Origin of the sequence: Mycobacterium sp. 012931, from assembly GCF_000419295.1 — a bacterium.
GTDB classification, from domain to species: Bacteria; Actinomycetota; Actinomycetes; order Mycobacteriales; family Mycobacteriaceae; genus Mycobacterium; species Mycobacterium marinum.
The window spans coordinates 780,127-795,801 of record NZ_AOPX01000001.1; the positions used below are offsets into that span (position 1 = coordinate 780,127).

Sequence of the window (15,675 nt, forward strand, 5' to 3'; positions counted from 1 at the left end):
CAATTTCAGAAGTCAGTTCTGATTTATATCAGAAGTTTATTCTGAAATATCCAGGCCTGAATTTCGTGTGAGGCCCGGCGAATTCGGTGGCAATAATTGCTGGTGCCTTACGGGGCGGCTCGGCGCGGCAGAGCAGATGCGAACACCCGATGTTCGCTCTCGAGTGCGTCGGCGTGCGGACAGGCGTGCGGCCGGCCTAGCAGCATTTTCGACATGACGATGCGGGACAGCCGTGCTGGGCGGCACAACGATAGCTCGAAAGGAATCTTCGTCTCATGCACCCGGATGAAGCGGCGACCCATAACCGAAGCTTTGAAGATTTGCTCGCCCACTTAGAGCCGGACGCAGGATTGTTTGAACCTGACGGATTCGAATCGGACGCATGGGAGATCCAATTTGACGGATTCGAATCGGACGTAGGGGAGATTGAGCGAGAAGCGGAAGCGGGGGCGGCCGATAATCCCCACGAGCTATGCCCAGGAACCGTTGTTTGCGGGGCGACCCTGACCATCCTTGGTGTCATGTGGGGATGGCTTGGAGATGAGTCGCCCGAGCAGGGTGATCGCTTGGCGAGCAGTGGGTCATTGTTCGACGACGTCGGCGCCCAGGTCGCCGCCCTTGGTCCGGACGGCGGTTGGCGGGGCAATGCGGCGCAGGCCTATTGGGTTCAGAACCTCGCACAGTCGCGGCGCGCCACGCTGATGGCCGACCTGGACCGGCTCACCGCCGGGCTGGTGTCCTCCCAAGCCGATGCCGTCAAGCAAGCCCGCGAGCGGCTGTCGGTACTGATCGCGGTAGTCCTGGGTGTGCTGGTGGTTTGTGCCGGCCTGGAACTAGGGGGGGCCCGAGGGCCAGCTCCCGTCCTTCCACATTGCGGTCGCCGCATGCGGTGTTGTGCAGGTTGCCGCCGCCACCACCCTGATCGGGTTGGCGAACAAGACCTCCTCGAACGCCAGTAGCCTGCGGGCGGCGACACAGCGAGCGACCGAAATGTTGGCGGCACGGTCGGCACGGTCGGCACGCTCGGACGCGATCCCCGGGTCGGCCGGTATGACGGCGCCCGATGTGGGCACGCCCCCATCCGGCGCCCGGCCGCGGTTGGATGTCGCCGGTGACACCGCGCGTATCCGCCGTACGCCCGATCGGGGTGCGGCTTACGCCGAATTATCAGATCGGAGCTGAGACCGAACCCGTCGACGTCTCGCCACCGCCGGCGCTTTCGACGGGAGCGCTCACCAGTGTGGCGTGGCCAGCCGCGGCGCCTTCTGCACCGGCCGCTGCCAGGGCGTCTTCCTCGCCCTCTTTGGTCTCGTCAGCCAGCTCCGCGTCTTCGTCGGGTTTGGTGTCCGAGACGAGCTGTGCCGGCGCTGCGCCGCCCTGCGAGGAACCCTGTTGGGCCGACTGACTGATGGTCTGCGCGATCGGTGAGGCCTGCTGCGCCATCTGACCGGCTTGCGGGGCCAGTTGCACCAGCTGGGGAATTGTGGCGGCCACTCGGGGCGACAGGGCTTCCGCCTGAGCGCTGACCGCCTCGCCGATCTGTGTCGCCGCCGCCGCGGGTACGCCCAGCAGCCCGGTCGCGGGCGCGGCCAATGCTTGCGCCACGGGCGCGCCCAATAGCCCAGCGGCGGGCGCGGCCAACGATTGCACGGTCTGTCCGGCCTGGCTCTGTGCCACAGCGTTTGTACCGCTTGCGCCTAGCGCTTGGCCGTCGCCGCCGAATTGGTACTGCGTCAGTGCATCGCCAAGGGCTTGGTCGGCCTTCGCGTAGATGTCTGCGGCAGTCGACATGCTGGAAGCGGTTCGTTTCAAGGCGGCGGTTACACCGGGCATCCCGTCGGATACCAAGGACTCGATGCCAGGCATTGTGTCGTTAATTGCAGCCGAAACCGGATCCCCTCCAGTTGCTGCTATCGGCGCTGGTGGCGCCGGAAAAACCAGCTCGGCGACCTTGCTTCCCGCAGCAATCAGACGGGCGGGATCGACGGCCAGAGGCTCAGCCATCGCAGAATCCCTCCTGTACGTAATGGGTTGAGCAAATTTTACCCGACCTGAAACAAGCCCGATTGCGCCAATTTCGGTGCGGGCCGATCCGTTGCCACGCCCGCCCTGACGTAGCCCTCCGGTGACTCAGAATCGGATGTTTCGAACCAGGTCATAGACGCCGGTAATCCACAGCAGCAGCGGGACAATTGATGCGACCATCGCGCCATCGAACAATTCCAGGGCCCGTTTCATGACTGGCGAAACGCGACGTACCTGGTTCATCGCGCCGACCGAGATGAGCGTAACGAGGGCCGCCGCGAGGTAGATCGTCAACAACAGCCAGGCATAGTGGGGATACCAAAGGCTCAGCTTCACGGCAAGCCCGGTCGGGATGGCAACCGTCGCCGCCAGCAGCGCCCATGCGCACCACGGATCCGCGTACAGCCGCGATCGGAACGAACAGATCACCGTGATCAGACCCGCCACAATCATGCTGTGTAGGAAGAAGTGGCCGCGTACCACCACGGCTATCGAACCGACCGCAAGAATCAGCGTTCCCGCGGTGACGTAGCCGACGAGCAGCTGCTTAGCCAATTTGCTGCGCTCAGTGAGCCGGGCTGCCGACGCCGGCGCGGAGGCGATGATGGCTTGCCAGGTCGGTGTCTCTTCGTTGGTCGCGTCTTGGGCGGTGATGGGATCGAGCAATTCCTCGTTGTCCACGGTCTCTCCGGGAACGGGGATGGGCGGCAGCGCGATCCGCGCGACGGCGACAGTCAGTTTGGCCGCGTTCGTCACGATGAACAACCCGAACGCAATCGCCCCGGCCGGCACCCATTGCTGATATCCGTATCCGAAGGCGACCGCCGCCGAAATGACCGCGATCGATGTAATCACCACAAACGCCGCGATGTCGTGGCGTTTGTACGGCCCGCCGCGCATCATCAAAGTGATGAACAACACCGCTGTGGCGGCGGCGGCGAGCTGGGGCGCCCCCAGCGAATGGAACCCGCGCGGCAGGGGAACGGCGATCGCTGCCGCCGCGGCGATGACGCCGTACGACGTAACCAGCAGGCTCTCGGCGAGCCGCGAGTTTTGGTAGAACCGTTTTGCGACGAAGGAACCGGCCAAGGCGGCGAGCCCAATTAGGCCGATCGCCAGCGGCCAGAACACGCTGCGCCCGGTTTGCCACCAGGCCCGCATGGCAACGGCGGTGATCGGCAGGGCGAAGAGGGGGATTGCCACGGCGAGGAAGCGTTCCAGAGCGGTGCGGTTGAACTCGGGCGACTCGTCGAGCAGCGCGATCGCGTCGATGACGTCCTCGACGAGGGGCCGATACCGCTCCGTGCGACTGGCCAAGACCAAGGTCAGCAGCGATCCGTCGACAACGCCGGCCTCATCGAGGGACTGGTCGAGCTTCAGCGGCGGGAATCCGGGCCGAGCGAACGTCCAAACGCCCTGAGCTTCGAAGTCGAAGCCGGCCAGCACCTCCGCGGAAGTGTCTTCGAGCAGATCGGCCAAGATCGCGACGGTCTCGTCGACATAGCTCTCCATGGGTGCCGCCGCGGGCAGCACCAGATCTGTCAGCCGTCTGCCGGTAAGGACGGTGACCCGGGTGGTTGCCGGCTTGGGTGGGGTTGTTCCCGTGGCGGCGGAGGGTGCGGCAACTGCAGGTGCGCTCAACGACGCCCAGCCCTTTCAAAATCGTCGGACAGAGCCGCGGCCAGCTCGAGAACCCGTCGTCGGTAGACGGGGCCAAGCTGGTCGAGATGAATTTCGGTGCCGGCCGCGATGTGCCGGTCCCATGGCAAGACCACTACGCGCCCGGGTTGGAGCTGCTGTTCAAAGTCCCGGACCAACTGCTGTTCCGACACGTTGGTTTCGCCAACGGCGACATGGTTTATCGCTACGCATGCGCGGCTCGCCAAATCCTGGTAACCGCGTTTGCGCAACCAGTCCAGCGCGATTGCGGCTTGGCGCGCACTGTCGATGGAAACGTTAGTCAAGATCACGATCGCTGAGGCGGTATCGAGCACACCCAGTGTCACCGGATCGAATAGCCCTGCCCCGCAATCGGCCAGGACCAGGTTGTAGAACTTCGACACGGTATCGACGGCCGATCGCAAGTCTTCGCCGCTGAGCCCGCGCTGCGCGGAGGTGTATTCCGCGGTGGGGAGAATCTCGAGATTGGCGGCATTGACGCTGGTGTGTGCGCGGACATCGTTGTAGTGCGGCAGCCGCGGATCCGCCAGCAGATCGGCAATCGATGATGGCGACGAACGTCCCGAACGTTCGGCGAGATTTCCGGCGCCCGGATCGGCGTCAAGCACCAGGATCCGATCCCCGCGCACGTGCGTCAGTGTGGTGCCAAGAGTGACCGTCGTGGTCGTCTTCCCGGCGCCGCCCTTCAGGCCCAAGATCGCGATCTGATACGAGCCGCGGGGCTTTCGACCGATCCGCGTGCGCAGGTCCAATTCATACTTCTCATCGGGAGAAAGGCCGAAGTTGATCCGCGTGACCGCGTGAACCCACCGCCGCCAACCCCGTTGTGGCACCGGCTTCTTCGGCTTCTTCGGCTGCTTGGCCGGGGCACCGGCGTCCGGCAGGGGCTCAGTAGCCTCAGTAGCGGGTTGAGCCGCGGCGGCGGTGCGCGGCGGCTGAGCCCTGGTGGGGCCCGGCGGTTGAGCCCTGGTTGGCACCAGCGGAGATGGTGTCGAAGCGGCCGAAGTCCGGGATTCGGCGCGCCGCCTGGCCCTACGACCATCAGGGCGCCCCGGCGCGGACTCGACGGGGGCCCCAGGGGCGGCGGGCATGGGTCCGGAAGGCCGATCGAGCGTTGGTTGGCTCTGCTGCAGCCACGCGAAGGACGCGGTTGAGCTTTCGTCCGCCGCGGGTCCGTTTCGCCTCATTGGCTCGCGCGTCGGAAGCGGCCGTACCGCGGTGGCCTCGAGGTCATCGGTTTCGGGCTCGGGCCGATAACGATGCGCCCGTCGGGCATGCCGCGAGTGCCGAGGAGCCTCGGATTTAGCCTCCGGTGGCCCTGGAGGCTGAGGCGGGCCACCGATCCGGACCCGGCGCGGTGGCGGAGGTTCGGCCGATTCATGCCGGTTTGGCGTGGCGCCGCGTGCTGGGGGTGTGAACGCCGCTGGCCTTGGTGGGGGCGGCGGGTGTCCGCTGATGGGCTTCGGTTGCCCGGGCTGGTTGGGTGGCGCCGTTGGCGGTTGAGCGCGGCGACGCGGGGGGCCCGGTGGTAACGGTGGCTCGGGCCGGGTGGGTGCCGGCCCGTTGACCGGCATGGGGGGTCGCGGTGATTTCGGTGGTGCCGCTGGGGTTTCGGCGGCCGCCGGTTTCGGTTCGTCTTCTATGTCCTGGTGCGGGTGCGGCGCGCCCTGTTGTGGTTCCGGTGCGGGTGGGGGCCCGCCGATGGGCATGGGGGGACGCGGCGGTTTTGGTGCCGCGGGGGGTTCGGCGGTTGCGTGGGCCCGTTCCTCGACGGCCTGCGGCGATTGTGCAGCAGCCTCCGGCGGCTGCGGTGGCTCTGCTGGCGCCGTCGGTTCCGGTGGAGCCGCGGGTGGCTCCGGAGATGCCGGTGGCGGCCCACCGATAGGCATCGGAGGCATCGGCGACTTGCCGCCAGGCGGGGGCCCGCTAACGGGCATTGCCTCGTCCGGAGGTTCAGCCTCGGCTGTCGGCGATTGCGGAGGTGCCTCCGGACGAGCCGGTGGCGGTCCCGGGGGTGCCGGTGGTAGCTCCGGGGGGGCCGGTGGTGGCTCTGGGGGTATCGGCGCAGGCCCGCCGATGGGCATGGGGGGCAACGGCGACTTGGCGGGGCCAGCTGCCGGCTCTGCGGAGTCTGACGGCGACTCATCTTCCGCCGGCGGAAATGCGCGCGACCAGTCCTTAGGCGCCGAGTGCCCGTCGCCGTTGGGTTTTACGGGCGGCGGATACGCGGTACCAGGATCAAAGAAGGTTTGCCCAGTTTCATCATCTGGAGGTCCGGAACCCTCGGCGGGCCGAAATAGCTCGTCGTAGTCCGCCGGCATCGGAACCTCTCAGAAGCTCGCCAATAGAACGAAGCACGAGAAGGGGCGAGATTCCGAAAGGTTGAAACTCGCCCCGATCTCGTGCTTCGGTATTCTACGCGAACGAGAGGGGGGATTAAGCAAACATCCCCGTGACGTTGCCCTCGGTGGAGGACATTGCCTGACCGGCCTCGCTGATGGTGCGAGCCAGGTTCTGCAGCGCGTTGTTGAGCTCCTGGGCGGTGGAGTCCCACTTCTGCTGCACACCCTGGTAGGCCTCCGAACCGCTACCACCCCAGGCTGCGGCCAGCTTGTGCAGCGACTGCTTGCCCTCATCCAGAAGGGAATGAATGCTGCCGGCATTTCCCCCGATTGAGCTGGATGCGGCCTCAATGGCGGCGAAATTCCACTGCTGTTCTGTCATGTCGTATTGCTCCGTTTCTTTCTCGTTCTAGGGGAATCAGAAGCCCATTTGCGAGGACAGCGCCTGATGCTGCTCGTCGTCGGCCCGGGAGTACTGGACACCGGCCTGACGGATGTTCGTCGAAATCTCGTTGAGTTCGGCCTTCTGCTTGTTGGCGGCTTCCTGGAAACGGACCACCGCAGCCTGAGCGGCGGTACCAGCCGCACCGCGCCACTGGGCCTGCAGCGAACCGGCGGTCGACTCAACCTGGTCGATCTGGGTCTTCAGGTCACCGGAGATCCGCTCGAAATTACCTGCCTCCTGCGCGAGGGTAGCGGCATCGGTCTTCATCTCTGCCATGCTGGACTACTTTCTCTCTTTCTTTCCTCGCCAAATTGTTGGCAAGTCTTCCGGCCCGGGTGGCCGGGAAGTCTGTTCGTGTTGACGACGCTCACCAGTCGTCCTCGTCATCCCAGTCGTCTTCGTCGGCCTCGTCCCGCTCCTGGGTCAGCGTCGCCGGGGCGGCCATGCCTGGCCGCGACGAACCGCCAGCACCGGCGCCAGCTCCTGCCCCCATTCCGCCGGCGCCCACCGGGGCGGCGCCACTGCTTGCCGACGATCCGGCAGCCGCGGCCGGCTGCACTGACGGACCCATCGGCTTTTCGACGAGTTCGCTGATCAGTGGCGTGCGGGTCAGGGTCCCGCCGGCGCCGGGTAGTGATTCACCGCGCAGCAGGCCCGCGCCGGTGGTCGGGCCTGACCCACCTGCCAGCGGGTGATTGGACAGCGCGCCGGCCCCGAGCAGGCCCATCCGGAAGCCTTCTTCGTCCGCGCCGTTGCCCGAGCTGCCGGTGTTGCTGAACGCCGACGTCATCTGTTGCGCCGGTTGTGCCAGCTGCTGCATCGGGCCACTCGCCTCGGCGACCTGCGTGGCGGTCTGCTGAAGCTCACTGCTCGGTATGCCGGTGACCTGTGACGCCATGTCCAGCAGCGGAGTCGACGAAGTCAGCATGCTCTGTGCCGTGGCGGGATCGAGGATCGACGTCATCGGCTCAAGCTGTTCGAACAGCGTGTTGGCCGTCGTCTCGGCCTGGTAGACATCCATCGCCAGCGCCGCCTGATTCCACATGCGGACGAAGTAATCCATCTCGTTGAAGGCGATGGGAACCGTGTTGATGCCGAAGAAGTTGGTCGCGTTGAGGATCACGTTGGTGATCTGGCTGGCAAAGATCTCGGGTAGCGAAGGCGTTGTGGCCATGGCCTGCATGTATGCGGCGGCCTGCGCACCGGCTTGTAGGCCACGCGTCTTGGCCTGGGTCGAGGCGGTCTGCAACCAGGTCACCATCGGCAGAGCGGCCGCTAGGGCTTTCTCGCTGCCACCTCCGGTCCACGCTTCGCCGAGCGAGTTCAAGCGCGCGGTCAATTCGACGGCCTGAGCGTCCAAGGCGGCTGCCAGAGCCTCCCATCCGGCGGCCGCGGCCAGCATCGGGGCCGGGCCCGCGCCGGCCATCAGGCGAGCGGTATTCAGCTCCGGTGGCATTGTGTGCCACAGCATGGTGATCACTCCTTCTTGTTGCGCCGTGTCTGGTGACTGATTTTCTACACGATGACGCTGGTTGCGCCGTCGCTGACTTCTGCAGGGTTAGGGGCGATACGGTGGGGCGATTCGCCGGCTCGGTGGATCTCCCGCTGAGCCGCCGAGCTCGAAGCCAGCAACTGGGCGCCCTCGGCGGCGAAGGCTGCGGCCGCTTGCGTCGACACCTCGTCTGCCCCAGCTGGAACCACCCCGGTCACCGACGCCAACGCTGCCGCATCGGAGGTCACACCAATGCGAGCGTTGCCGCTCAATAGTGTGCCGATGTCGGCGATCGCCGCGCCGTGTGACTTTTGTTCCATTTGCCTGCTTCTTCTCCTTTATTTGCGCTTCGGACAAATCCTCATTTGGTTGTCGCCGAAACGGCCTGCCGGTGATCGCCTCCCGGGCTTGATTTCCGTCAGCTCGGGTGATGCGTCGCTGGCAATGAAATAATCCTAACCGGAGCTTGGGGGTGCTGCGAACACTTCTTCTGGCGGCTCGATGTAAGGGGCCTGGATGACCTCTTTGCCGTCGGGCGAGACCAGAAACGCCTGGCCGGGGGGGCGCCGCTTGACCTTGAACTCGCTGGAGGGGAATTCCTGCTTGTCGCCGGAAAGGAACATTGTTGGAGCGCCCGAACCGAATGCGGCACCGACGAAGTTGTCCATGGTCGCCTTGTAGGCCTGGCTCATCTGGCAGGTCACAATGATGTGCAAGCCGATATCGGTCGCCGCCGGCAATAAGGGCGCAAATGGCGCCATCGGGGGCATGCCGCCGGCAGCGCCGACAATCATGTGCCAGTCGTCGACGAGCAGCAAAACGTCGAATCCGCTCCACCACGAACGCGAGCGCAGTTGAGCCGTCGTGAGGTCGGCTGGGGGCAGCCGATTCTTCAAGTTAGCGGCCAGGGCTTTGACGGCCTCGTCCAACGTCGCGCTGTTGCGGTTGATGGCTCCGGCCGAGAGCAGGTGTGTGTCGGGCACCGCATCGAGGAGTCCGGAGCGATAGTCGGCGAGCATGAACCGCACCTGGTCGGGACTGTTTCGAGCGCAGATGGCGCGTGCGATCGCGTGGGCAATGGTCGTCTTGCCCGACTTGGCGGCACCGAAGATGAGCAGGTGCGGGTTGGTGTGCATGTGGCTGTAAGCCACTTCCATGTCGGATTCGCGCAATCCGATCGGGATCTCCCAGCGGGTGCGGTAGTCGGATTCGGGCCCGGGAGGGTTGGGATCCAGCTCGTGGAGGTGGATGCGTTCCGGCAGAGTTCGTACCGGAGGCGCCTTGTCCGTGTGCTGGGCTGCGATTTGAGCTACGCCCGCCGTTATCGCCTCCACCAGGTTGTCGGCGCTGTGCACACCGTCGAGCCTGGGCACCCCGATCATCAGGTGGTGCTTTTCCATGGACACCGCCCGACCCGGGCGGTTCGCCGGGATCTCCCGGGTGATGCGGTCGATCTGGGTTTCGTTGACGTCGCCGAGCCGGAATTCGATCTTGGTGCCCAGGTAGTCGCGGACACGTGATTTCAACTCCGTCCACCGCGGCGTGGACAGAATCGTGTGCACACCAAAGGACAGCCCCTGTGCGGCCAGGTCCTGGACCTGACCTTCGAGGTCGGGAAACTCACTGACGAAGGCGGGCCATCCATCGATGATCAGGAATACATCGCCGTAGGGGTCTGAGGCGACGGGCTGGTTGGGGTCGTCACGCAGCTGGCGATACATCGCGATCGAGCCGACCCGGTGTTCCTTGAAGGTGGCCTCTCGTTGTCGCATCACGGCCTGCATCTCCGCGACCACCCGGTGGACTTTGTCGGGTTCGGACCGGCCCGCGACCCCGCCCACATGGGGCAGGTTCTCCAGATAGATCAGGCCGCCACCACCGAGGTCAATGCAATAGAACTGGACCTTGCGCGGCGAGTGCGTGGCAGCGGCCGACATGACCAACGTCTGCAGCAGTGTCGACTTGCCGGTCTGGGGGGCACCGCCGATACCGATGTGTCCGCCAGCGCCCGCCACGTCGACGCCCCAGACGTCCTGCAGGTGGCGGCGCGGCTCGTCCATGATTCCCAGCGCGAAGCGAAGTGGTTGTCGCCGATCGCGGGCGACCAGCTCGTCGAGCGGGGTCGGATCAACCAGCGGCGGCAACCACATCTTGTAGGCGCGCGACTCGACGGTGCTGAGCTGGTCAAGGATGACCTCACGCAACGTCCGTACTTCAGGTTCGGCAGTCATGAGCGCCGCTCCCTTTCGTTGCTTCCTGCTGCAGCATCGCCGGCGTGGATCATGGTGTCAGCGCTTCCTCGAGAACCGGAGCCGCGGTGAACTCGCGGATCTGCAAGGCTCGCTTGGCGAACTGGGTACTGGGTCCGCTGCCATCGCCGTTGGTTTCAGCGGTCGCCGGCGGAACGTATGGCCCACTGATATAGAGCGTGCTGAACTTGATGGGGTCCTCCATGCCGACCCGGAGAAAGCCGACACCGCTTTCCTTGTTGGTGATGTACTGGGCCTCCGGGGTTCCGATCACCGCTTTGGATTCATGAGAGCTGGTGGTACGCAACGCGATGCGATACGTCAGGTTGGGTTCGAGCTTGTCGATGCGGACACCGCCGGTTTGTAGTGACTGGGTGGCCAGTAGCAGGTGCACCCGCAATGATCGCCCGACTCGGCAAATTCGGTCGAACAGGCCGATGAAATCCGGGTGACTCTGCAGAAGTTCGGCAAACTCGTCCACCACAACGAAAAGTGTCGGCAGCGGCGGAAGGTCAGCGCCGCGTTCGCGGTACTTCTCGTACTCGGCCACGCCGGACAGCGCGCCGGCCGCGCCGACCTTCATCCCCGCCTGACGCAGGATCGACTGGCGGCGGTCCAGTTCACCGGTCAGCACCTCGCCCATCCGGCTTACCAGCTCGGCTTCCTCGGCCATGTTGGTGATGACAGCCGCGGTGTGTGGGAGCTTCTCCATCCCAAGAAATGTCGAGCCGCCCTTGAAGTCGGTAAGCAGCAGGTTCACCTGATCGGGGTGGGTCATCGCCACCAACGACAAGATCATGGTGCGCAGGAACTCGGATTTGCCGGAACCGGTGGTGCCGATGAGCATGCCGTGCGGCCCGCCGCCGAACTCCGCACCTTCCTTGATGTCCAGGTACATGACATTGCCGGTCTTGAGTTCGTGACCGAACGGGATCTTGAGCCGGTCTCGATCGGTGTCGGTGTACATGCGCCAACGGCCCGGGGTGATGTCCTCGACGCTCTTGGCGTTGACCAACTGATGGAACTCGGTCGCGACCTTCTTCTGGATACGTTGGGTCTTGTCGAGGATGGTTCCGGTGATCGACCATCCGGCCAACTTGCGGGCGAGGCGGGTGGCCTCCTGCGGCGTCATGCTGTCGGCGGCCGAGGTCACCAGCCGGAACTGCTGCCCAGGCAGCCGGTCGTCTGCGGTGCCGTTCTCGGCCACTCTGATGCGATAGGCGGACCCGCGATGGTTGCCCAGCGTGATTACCGTCACCCCGGCCCTGCCGTCTGGCGGGAAGCCCGCCTTGCCGCCGGTCAGGTCGAGGACCACGACGTAGGGACCGGTGGGGAGAGTGTCGGGAGCGTGGGGTCCCCGGGCGGCCAGGTCGGCCAGGCCGTCCGGGCGCGTGGAGATCATCCGGACCGGCCCGGCCCCGTCGGTTTCGGTCTGGTGCTGGACATGTGGCAGCCATTTCAACCAGGACCAGTCGGGATCCTCGGGGTCCTCGGTGAGGACGCGGATCTGCAACAGGTCGGGCGGATGGAAGACCGCCAGGTGGCAGATCATCGCGGTCAACAGTCGATCGGCTCCCGGTCGATCACCGCCGATCGCGATCGTTGGAAAACTGCGCAGCTGCACGAGTTTCGGGCAATCGTGGATCAACCCATGGGTACGCAGGAACTTGACCACCCACATGTGGCTTACCGGCTCGAGATAGGGCTGGGGGGCGGCGCTGCTGGCCGCCAGCTCGCCGCCGACCGCCGGCTTCAATAGCCGGTCCACCGCTGGCTGGTCGCCGATCCCGATGCGGGCTGCCGCATAGAAGTCGCTGTTGGCCGGCCTCGACCACTGCCGCTGGGTGCCGACGATGGACAGAAGATCGTCGGGATGGGGCGCGTGGTAGCCGAAGAACGAAACCTGGGAGGTGGCCGACGTCGTTACGCGGCCGCGCAGGCCGGCGAGATACCGCAAGTACTCCTTGCGGTTCGCATTGATCTCGGGGACCTTCTTGCTGCCGCCGCCGCTGCCCCCGGCGAGTGTGCCCACCATCATCACGATCATCATCAGGGGCATCATCAGCATGTATGGCGATAGCTGTCTGGTGCCGCCGGCCACCATGATCACGATCATGCCCAGCATCGCGCCGCCCATGACGTAGGGCAGGATCTTCTGCACGCCCGACGGCGGGATGTCGATACCGAGATCATCCGGTGGCGTGAGGCTGATCTCGCCCGGGGTGAGCCGGGGGCCACGGGTGATCGTTGGGGTGAATTTCTTTGTCGTCATTGAGGTGCTCCGGGTGTCCCAGCTGGAACTTTTCGAGGATTGGGGTCGGAGGGCAACGTTTCGTGTTCGAGCAGAGCGGCGTCTTTGGATAACACCGGACCGTCCACCAGGAGGCGAACGATCTCCCACGGTGCCGTCTTCGGTATACCCAGGCCCTGCGCCTTGGCCGAGTCGGCGTCGGGCACCCCGTAGCGCACCCCTTCCGGGTCGATGTAGTACATCGATTCGCCGTATCGGGGATCGGGTGACTGCAACTGAACAAATTTCCCGCCGTCGATATAGACGGTTGACCTGCCCTGAATCTGTTTGAGGCCGGTCTTCATGGCCGAGGGCGGGATGGGCAAGTGCCGTCCGGTGAGAACCGTCGTGTTGGGGGCCTGGTCCCCAGCGCTACGCTCCCATTCCCAACACAAGACCGGGTCGTCCGGCCGGGACATGAGGTTGAGGGTCTCGTCTGGCAGCGGTGATGCGTAAACCCGTTCGGGGATCCTGACGACCAGGCTCGGCACCACCGCGGGCGGCGCCACCAGCCCATGAGACTGAGTGGCGCGCAGTGCCGCGGCAGTGGTGCCATTTACCGCGGCGATGCCGTCGGTCAGCACTACGTAATATTGCGGCCCCTTGTCGGTGTGGATTTGAAACACCGATCCGATTACCAAATCTTCCGGAAGCCCGAGGGTGTTTGGCTCTCCGGCGGCGGGGATGGGTGGCAATTGCCAGGGGCCCCTGGCCGGAAGCGCATTGAACATTCCCTCGGAAATGGGGACCGTCTGGGCGGTGATGGGGATGCCCACGGCCGATGTGAGCGCACGATCGTTGAGGTCGATCGAGTGGCGTCCCTTTGATGTGACGATCCAGGTCTGGCCGTGATAGTCCGCCAGCATCGCCTCGTTGGGCTCGATCGGATCGATCGCGGCATCGATCCGCAGCGGCATCACCAGCAGCGATGTCTCGACCGAGGCGGAGGCGGTACCCGCCCGGCTGACGGTGTCGCAAAGGGTCCAGGTTGAAGTGGTGTCCCCGGAAACCGGGGTGGCGTAGGGGGCGCCGGGGATTCCAATGGTTTGGCCCAAGGGCAACTGGCTCAATTCGGAGGACTTGACGGTGACGGGGGCGGCAGGGCTGCCCAACACGAGGCGCGCCGAGGTCAAGTTGTAGACAGGGTGCAACTGCCCGGACAGCAGTACATAGAGCTGGTTAGTCGCGCGGTCGGTCAGCAGGTTGCTGCCACCAAGTTTTCCAGCTGGTTTGAAGTAGGCCAGCAGGCCGGCACCGGCCAAGATCAATACGGCGACAACGATGCCCAGCGCTATCGAGCGGCTGTAGAACTGCAGCGGATCATCGAACATGCGGGTGTCGCGCCGCACGATGGCATGCTCGACTCGGCGAAGCAGGAAGCGCCAGCCGCTTACCTGAACCTTGGTGGTCAGGCGAAGCCCCATGTTTCACTCTCTCATATTGAGGTGTGCATGCACCGTGGCAATTGCCTCGGCCATGTCCGCGCCGTTGATCTCTTGCAGTCTGTCCACATCGAGGGCCTCGATGTCGAGGCCCTGTGCTAGCCGCATGTCACGGTACTGCTCAGAGGCCTCGACCAATTGTCGCGCATATCGGCCGTTGCCGGCGATGTCGAGAGCCGGACGGCCCCGCAACGTACGTTCGTGCAGCGTTTTGGCTGCCTGCAGGAGTTCATCCGCGGCCGCCGTGCTCAGCGTCGAGTCATTGCCAGCCGCAATGACTTTCGCGATCTCGAGGAGCTCTTCCGGGCTGTAGGTGTCGAATTCGATACGGGTGGCAAATCGCGAGCGTAGACCCTCGTTGGTTTCCAGCAGCCGATCGATATCGGAGCTGTAACCGGCGATGATGACCACCAAGCGATCGCGGTCGTTCTCCATCCGGGCCAGCAGGGTATCCATCGCTTCCTGGCCGAACGGGTCGGTGCGTCCGTCGCGCTCCTGCACCAGGGCGTAAGCCTCGTCGATGAACAGCACGCCCCCTAGAGCCTGATCGATCGTCTTGGCGGTCTTGGCTGCTGACTGGCCCTCGTACTCGGCAACGAAGTCTTTACGTGACGTCTCGACCAGCTTGGGTTCGGCGATAACGCCTAGTCCGGCGAGCATGTTGGCGACCACCCGCGCGATCGTGGTCTTCCCGGTGCCAGGGGGCCCGGTAAAGATCATGTGCTTGCTGGGCTGTGCGACTTTCATGCCTTTGGCCTCGCGGATGCGAGCCATCATGGTCGCCGCGCGGTACCGCTCGAGCTGGCTTTTTACCCGGGATAGTCCGATTTGGCGGTCGAGTTCTCCTTGGGCTTCGGCCAACAACTTTTCGCGACCGGAATTGTCGGTCACCACGCTGGTCGGATCCCATGGATCCGAACGGGACGCAATCTGCTCGGCGTTGGTTGTCTTGAGCCGGTAGGACGGATCCTTCAACGCAGCAGAGACTTTTGGAGCCGGATGCGTGGTCTGCAACCATTCCAGCAGTGCCACCGCGGCTTCCTCGTTGCCTTGGCCCCGCCGGGCCATGGCCAGATACCACGCGATGGCCTGCGCGCAAGCTTCGCCGGCCGGTGAGTCATTGGCTTCGGTCAGTCTGCGTTCGGCTTCGGTGAACAGGCCAAGGCTGGCCGCCGCAACCCCATGGGCGACGCTGGCGGCTCCGGCCAGGAACTTGTCTGGCCACTTCCCGGCACCCTTGACTTCATCGATCACGTCGGTCCAGCGCTCGGCAGCGCCGAAGATGACCGCCTTGAGCCACGACACCAGATGCTCCGAACCGGTGACCGCACCAGCGTCGATGGCCTCCATCGCGTCCGCGTAGTTTCCTTGCGCCGCTTCGGATGCGGCGAAGCCCATGGTGATGGCCAGGGGGGAGGTAACGGGGTAGGTGATGTCTCCGTACAAACCACCTATGGGGACCCTGGCGTTGAGGGTGCTCATCGAGATCTGCGCCGTGCCTGCCAGCTGGCCGAAGTTGCGGCGCGAGTACCAGGCGCGGAACAAAGTCACCCGGTCGACATCGCCACATCGGATCCGGCCGACCCAAGCATCGCACGCTGATTCGTCATAGTTTGTGATCTCGGTGAATAGGTCCATGGACCTTGACTCCGACAGCGGAAGCATGCTGACGGCACTTTCGAACAAACCGGCCAGGCGATCAGTCATGTA

12 protein-coding genes are annotated in these 15,675 nt (G+C 64.8%); 1 reads left to right on the forward strand and 11 read right to left on the reverse strand.

Annotation, left to right across the window (positions count from 1 at the left end):
• Positions 1-521: 521 nt before the first annotated feature.
• Positions 522-959, forward strand: a complete 438-nt coding sequence (locus MMSP_RS27890; protein ID WP_235065662.1) for an EspA/EspE family type VII secretion system effector — start codon at positions 522-524, stop codon at positions 957-959.
• 208 nt (positions 960-1,167) lie between these two features.
• Here MMSP_RS27890 and MMSP_RS03465 read toward each other — a convergent pair whose 3' ends face one another.
• From MMSP_RS03465 to eccA1, 11 genes are all read right to left on the reverse strand, one after another.
• Positions 1,168-2,004 carry a hypothetical protein gene (locus tag MMSP_RS03465; RefSeq protein WP_020785490.1) on the reverse strand — a complete coding sequence of 279 codons (837 nt, stop codon included), beginning with the start codon at positions 2,002-2,004 and terminating at the stop codon, positions 1,168-1,170.
• 126 nt (positions 2,005-2,130) lie between these two features.
• Positions 2,131-3,666 (reverse strand): type VII secretion integral membrane protein EccD, encoded by a 1,536-nt coding sequence (eccD, locus tag MMSP_RS03470; RefSeq protein ID WP_020785492.1) that lies wholly within the window; start codon positions 3,664-3,666, stop codon positions 2,131-2,133.
• Positions 3,663-6,026 (reverse strand): MinD/ParA family protein, encoded by a 2,364-nt coding sequence (locus MMSP_RS29695; RefSeq protein ID WP_036426093.1) that lies wholly within the window; start codon positions 6,024-6,026, stop codon positions 3,663-3,665. Before MMSP_RS29695 ends, eccD begins: the two co-directional genes overlap by 4 nt.
• A gap of 115 nt (positions 6,027-6,141) precedes the next feature.
• Complete coding sequence (locus MMSP_RS03480; RefSeq protein ID WP_020785495.1) at positions 6,142-6,429, reverse strand: WXG100 family type VII secretion target; 288 nt, start codon at positions 6,427-6,429, stop codon at positions 6,142-6,144.
• A gap of 36 nt (positions 6,430-6,465) precedes the next feature.
• The gene (gene esxB / locus MMSP_RS03485) at positions 6,466-6,768 is read right to left on the reverse strand and encodes a type VII secretion system ESX-1 WXG100 family target CFP-10 (RefSeq protein ID WP_020785496.1); all 303 of its coding nucleotides are present in this window, start codon (positions 6,766-6,768) and stop codon (positions 6,466-6,468) included.
• A gap of 91 nt (positions 6,769-6,859) precedes the next feature.
• The gene (locus MMSP_RS03490; RefSeq protein ID WP_036427073.1) at positions 6,860-7,963 is read right to left on the reverse strand and encodes a PPE family protein; all 1,104 of its coding nucleotides are present in this window, start codon (positions 7,961-7,963) and stop codon (positions 6,860-6,862) included.
• Between the two features lie 44 nt (positions 7,964-8,007).
• Positions 8,008-8,304: a PE domain-containing protein gene (locus MMSP_RS03495; RefSeq protein ID WP_015357695.1), complete on the reverse strand. Its 297-nt coding sequence runs from the start codon at positions 8,302-8,304 to the stop codon at positions 8,008-8,010.
• Between the two features lie 135 nt (positions 8,305-8,439).
• Complete coding sequence (gene eccCb, locus MMSP_RS03500; RefSeq protein ID WP_020785498.1) at positions 8,440-10,215, reverse strand: type VII secretion protein EccCb; 1,776 nt, start codon at positions 10,213-10,215, stop codon at positions 8,440-8,442.
• Between the two features lie 49 nt (positions 10,216-10,264).
• The gene (gene eccCa, locus MMSP_RS03505) at positions 10,265-12,505 is read right to left on the reverse strand and encodes a type VII secretion protein EccCa (protein WP_020785499.1); all 2,241 of its coding nucleotides are present in this window, start codon (positions 12,503-12,505) and stop codon (positions 10,265-10,267) included.
• Positions 12,502-13,947, reverse strand: coding sequence for a type VII secretion protein EccB (gene eccB / locus MMSP_RS03510; protein ID WP_015357690.1), 1,446 nt, complete (start codon positions 13,945-13,947; stop codon positions 12,502-12,504). Before eccB ends, eccCa begins: the two co-directional genes overlap by 4 nt.
• Before the next feature lie 3 nt (positions 13,948-13,950).
• Positions 13,951-15,672: a type VII secretion system ESX-1 AAA family ATPase EccA1 gene (gene eccA1, locus MMSP_RS03515; RefSeq protein ID WP_020785500.1), complete on the reverse strand. Its 1,722-nt coding sequence runs from the start codon at positions 15,670-15,672 to the stop codon at positions 13,951-13,953.
• Positions 15,673-15,675 lie beyond the last annotated feature (3 nt).

What these genes read in the sequence shown, in the direction of transcription:
- MMSP_RS03465 (WP_020785490.1), bottom strand. Translation starts at nt 2,004, where the DNA reads ATGGCTGAGCCTCTGGCCGTCGATCCCGCCCGTCTGATTGCTGCGGGA.
- eccB (WP_015357690.1), bottom strand. Translation starts at nt 13,947, where the DNA reads ATGGGGCTTCGCCTGACCACCAAGGTTCAGGTAAGCGGCTGGCGCTTC.
- MMSP_RS03480 (WP_020785495.1), bottom strand. Translation starts at nt 6,429, where the DNA reads ATGACAGAACAGCAGTGGAATTTCGCCGCCATTGAGGCCGCATCCAGC.
- MMSP_RS03495 (WP_015357695.1), bottom strand. Translation starts at nt 8,304, where the DNA reads ATGGAACAAAAGTCACACGGCGCGGCGATCGCCGACATCGGCACACTA.
- MMSP_RS29695 (WP_036426093.1), bottom strand. Translation starts at nt 6,026, where the DNA reads ATGCCGGCGGACTACGACGAGCTATTTCGGCCCGCCGAGGGTTCCGGA.
- eccA1 (WP_020785500.1), bottom strand. Translation starts at nt 15,672, where the DNA reads ATGACTGATCGCCTGGCCGGTTTGTTCGAAAGTGCCGTCAGCATGCTT.
- MMSP_RS27890 (WP_235065662.1), top strand. Translation starts at nt 522, where the DNA reads ATGTGGGGATGGCTTGGAGATGAGTCGCCCGAGCAGGGTGATCGCTTG.
- eccCb (WP_020785498.1), bottom strand. Translation starts at nt 10,215, where the DNA reads ATGACTGCCGAACCTGAAGTACGGACGTTGCGTGAGGTCATCCTTGAC.
- MMSP_RS03490 (WP_036427073.1), bottom strand. Translation starts at nt 7,963, where the DNA reads ATGCTGTGGCACACAATGCCACCGGAGCTGAATACCGCTCGCCTGATG.
- esxB (WP_020785496.1), bottom strand. Translation starts at nt 6,768, where the DNA reads ATGGCAGAGATGAAGACCGATGCCGCTACCCTCGCGCAGGAGGCAGGT.
- eccCa (WP_020785499.1), bottom strand. Translation starts at nt 12,505, where the DNA reads ATGACGACAAAGAAATTCACCCCAACGATCACCCGTGGCCCCCGGCTC.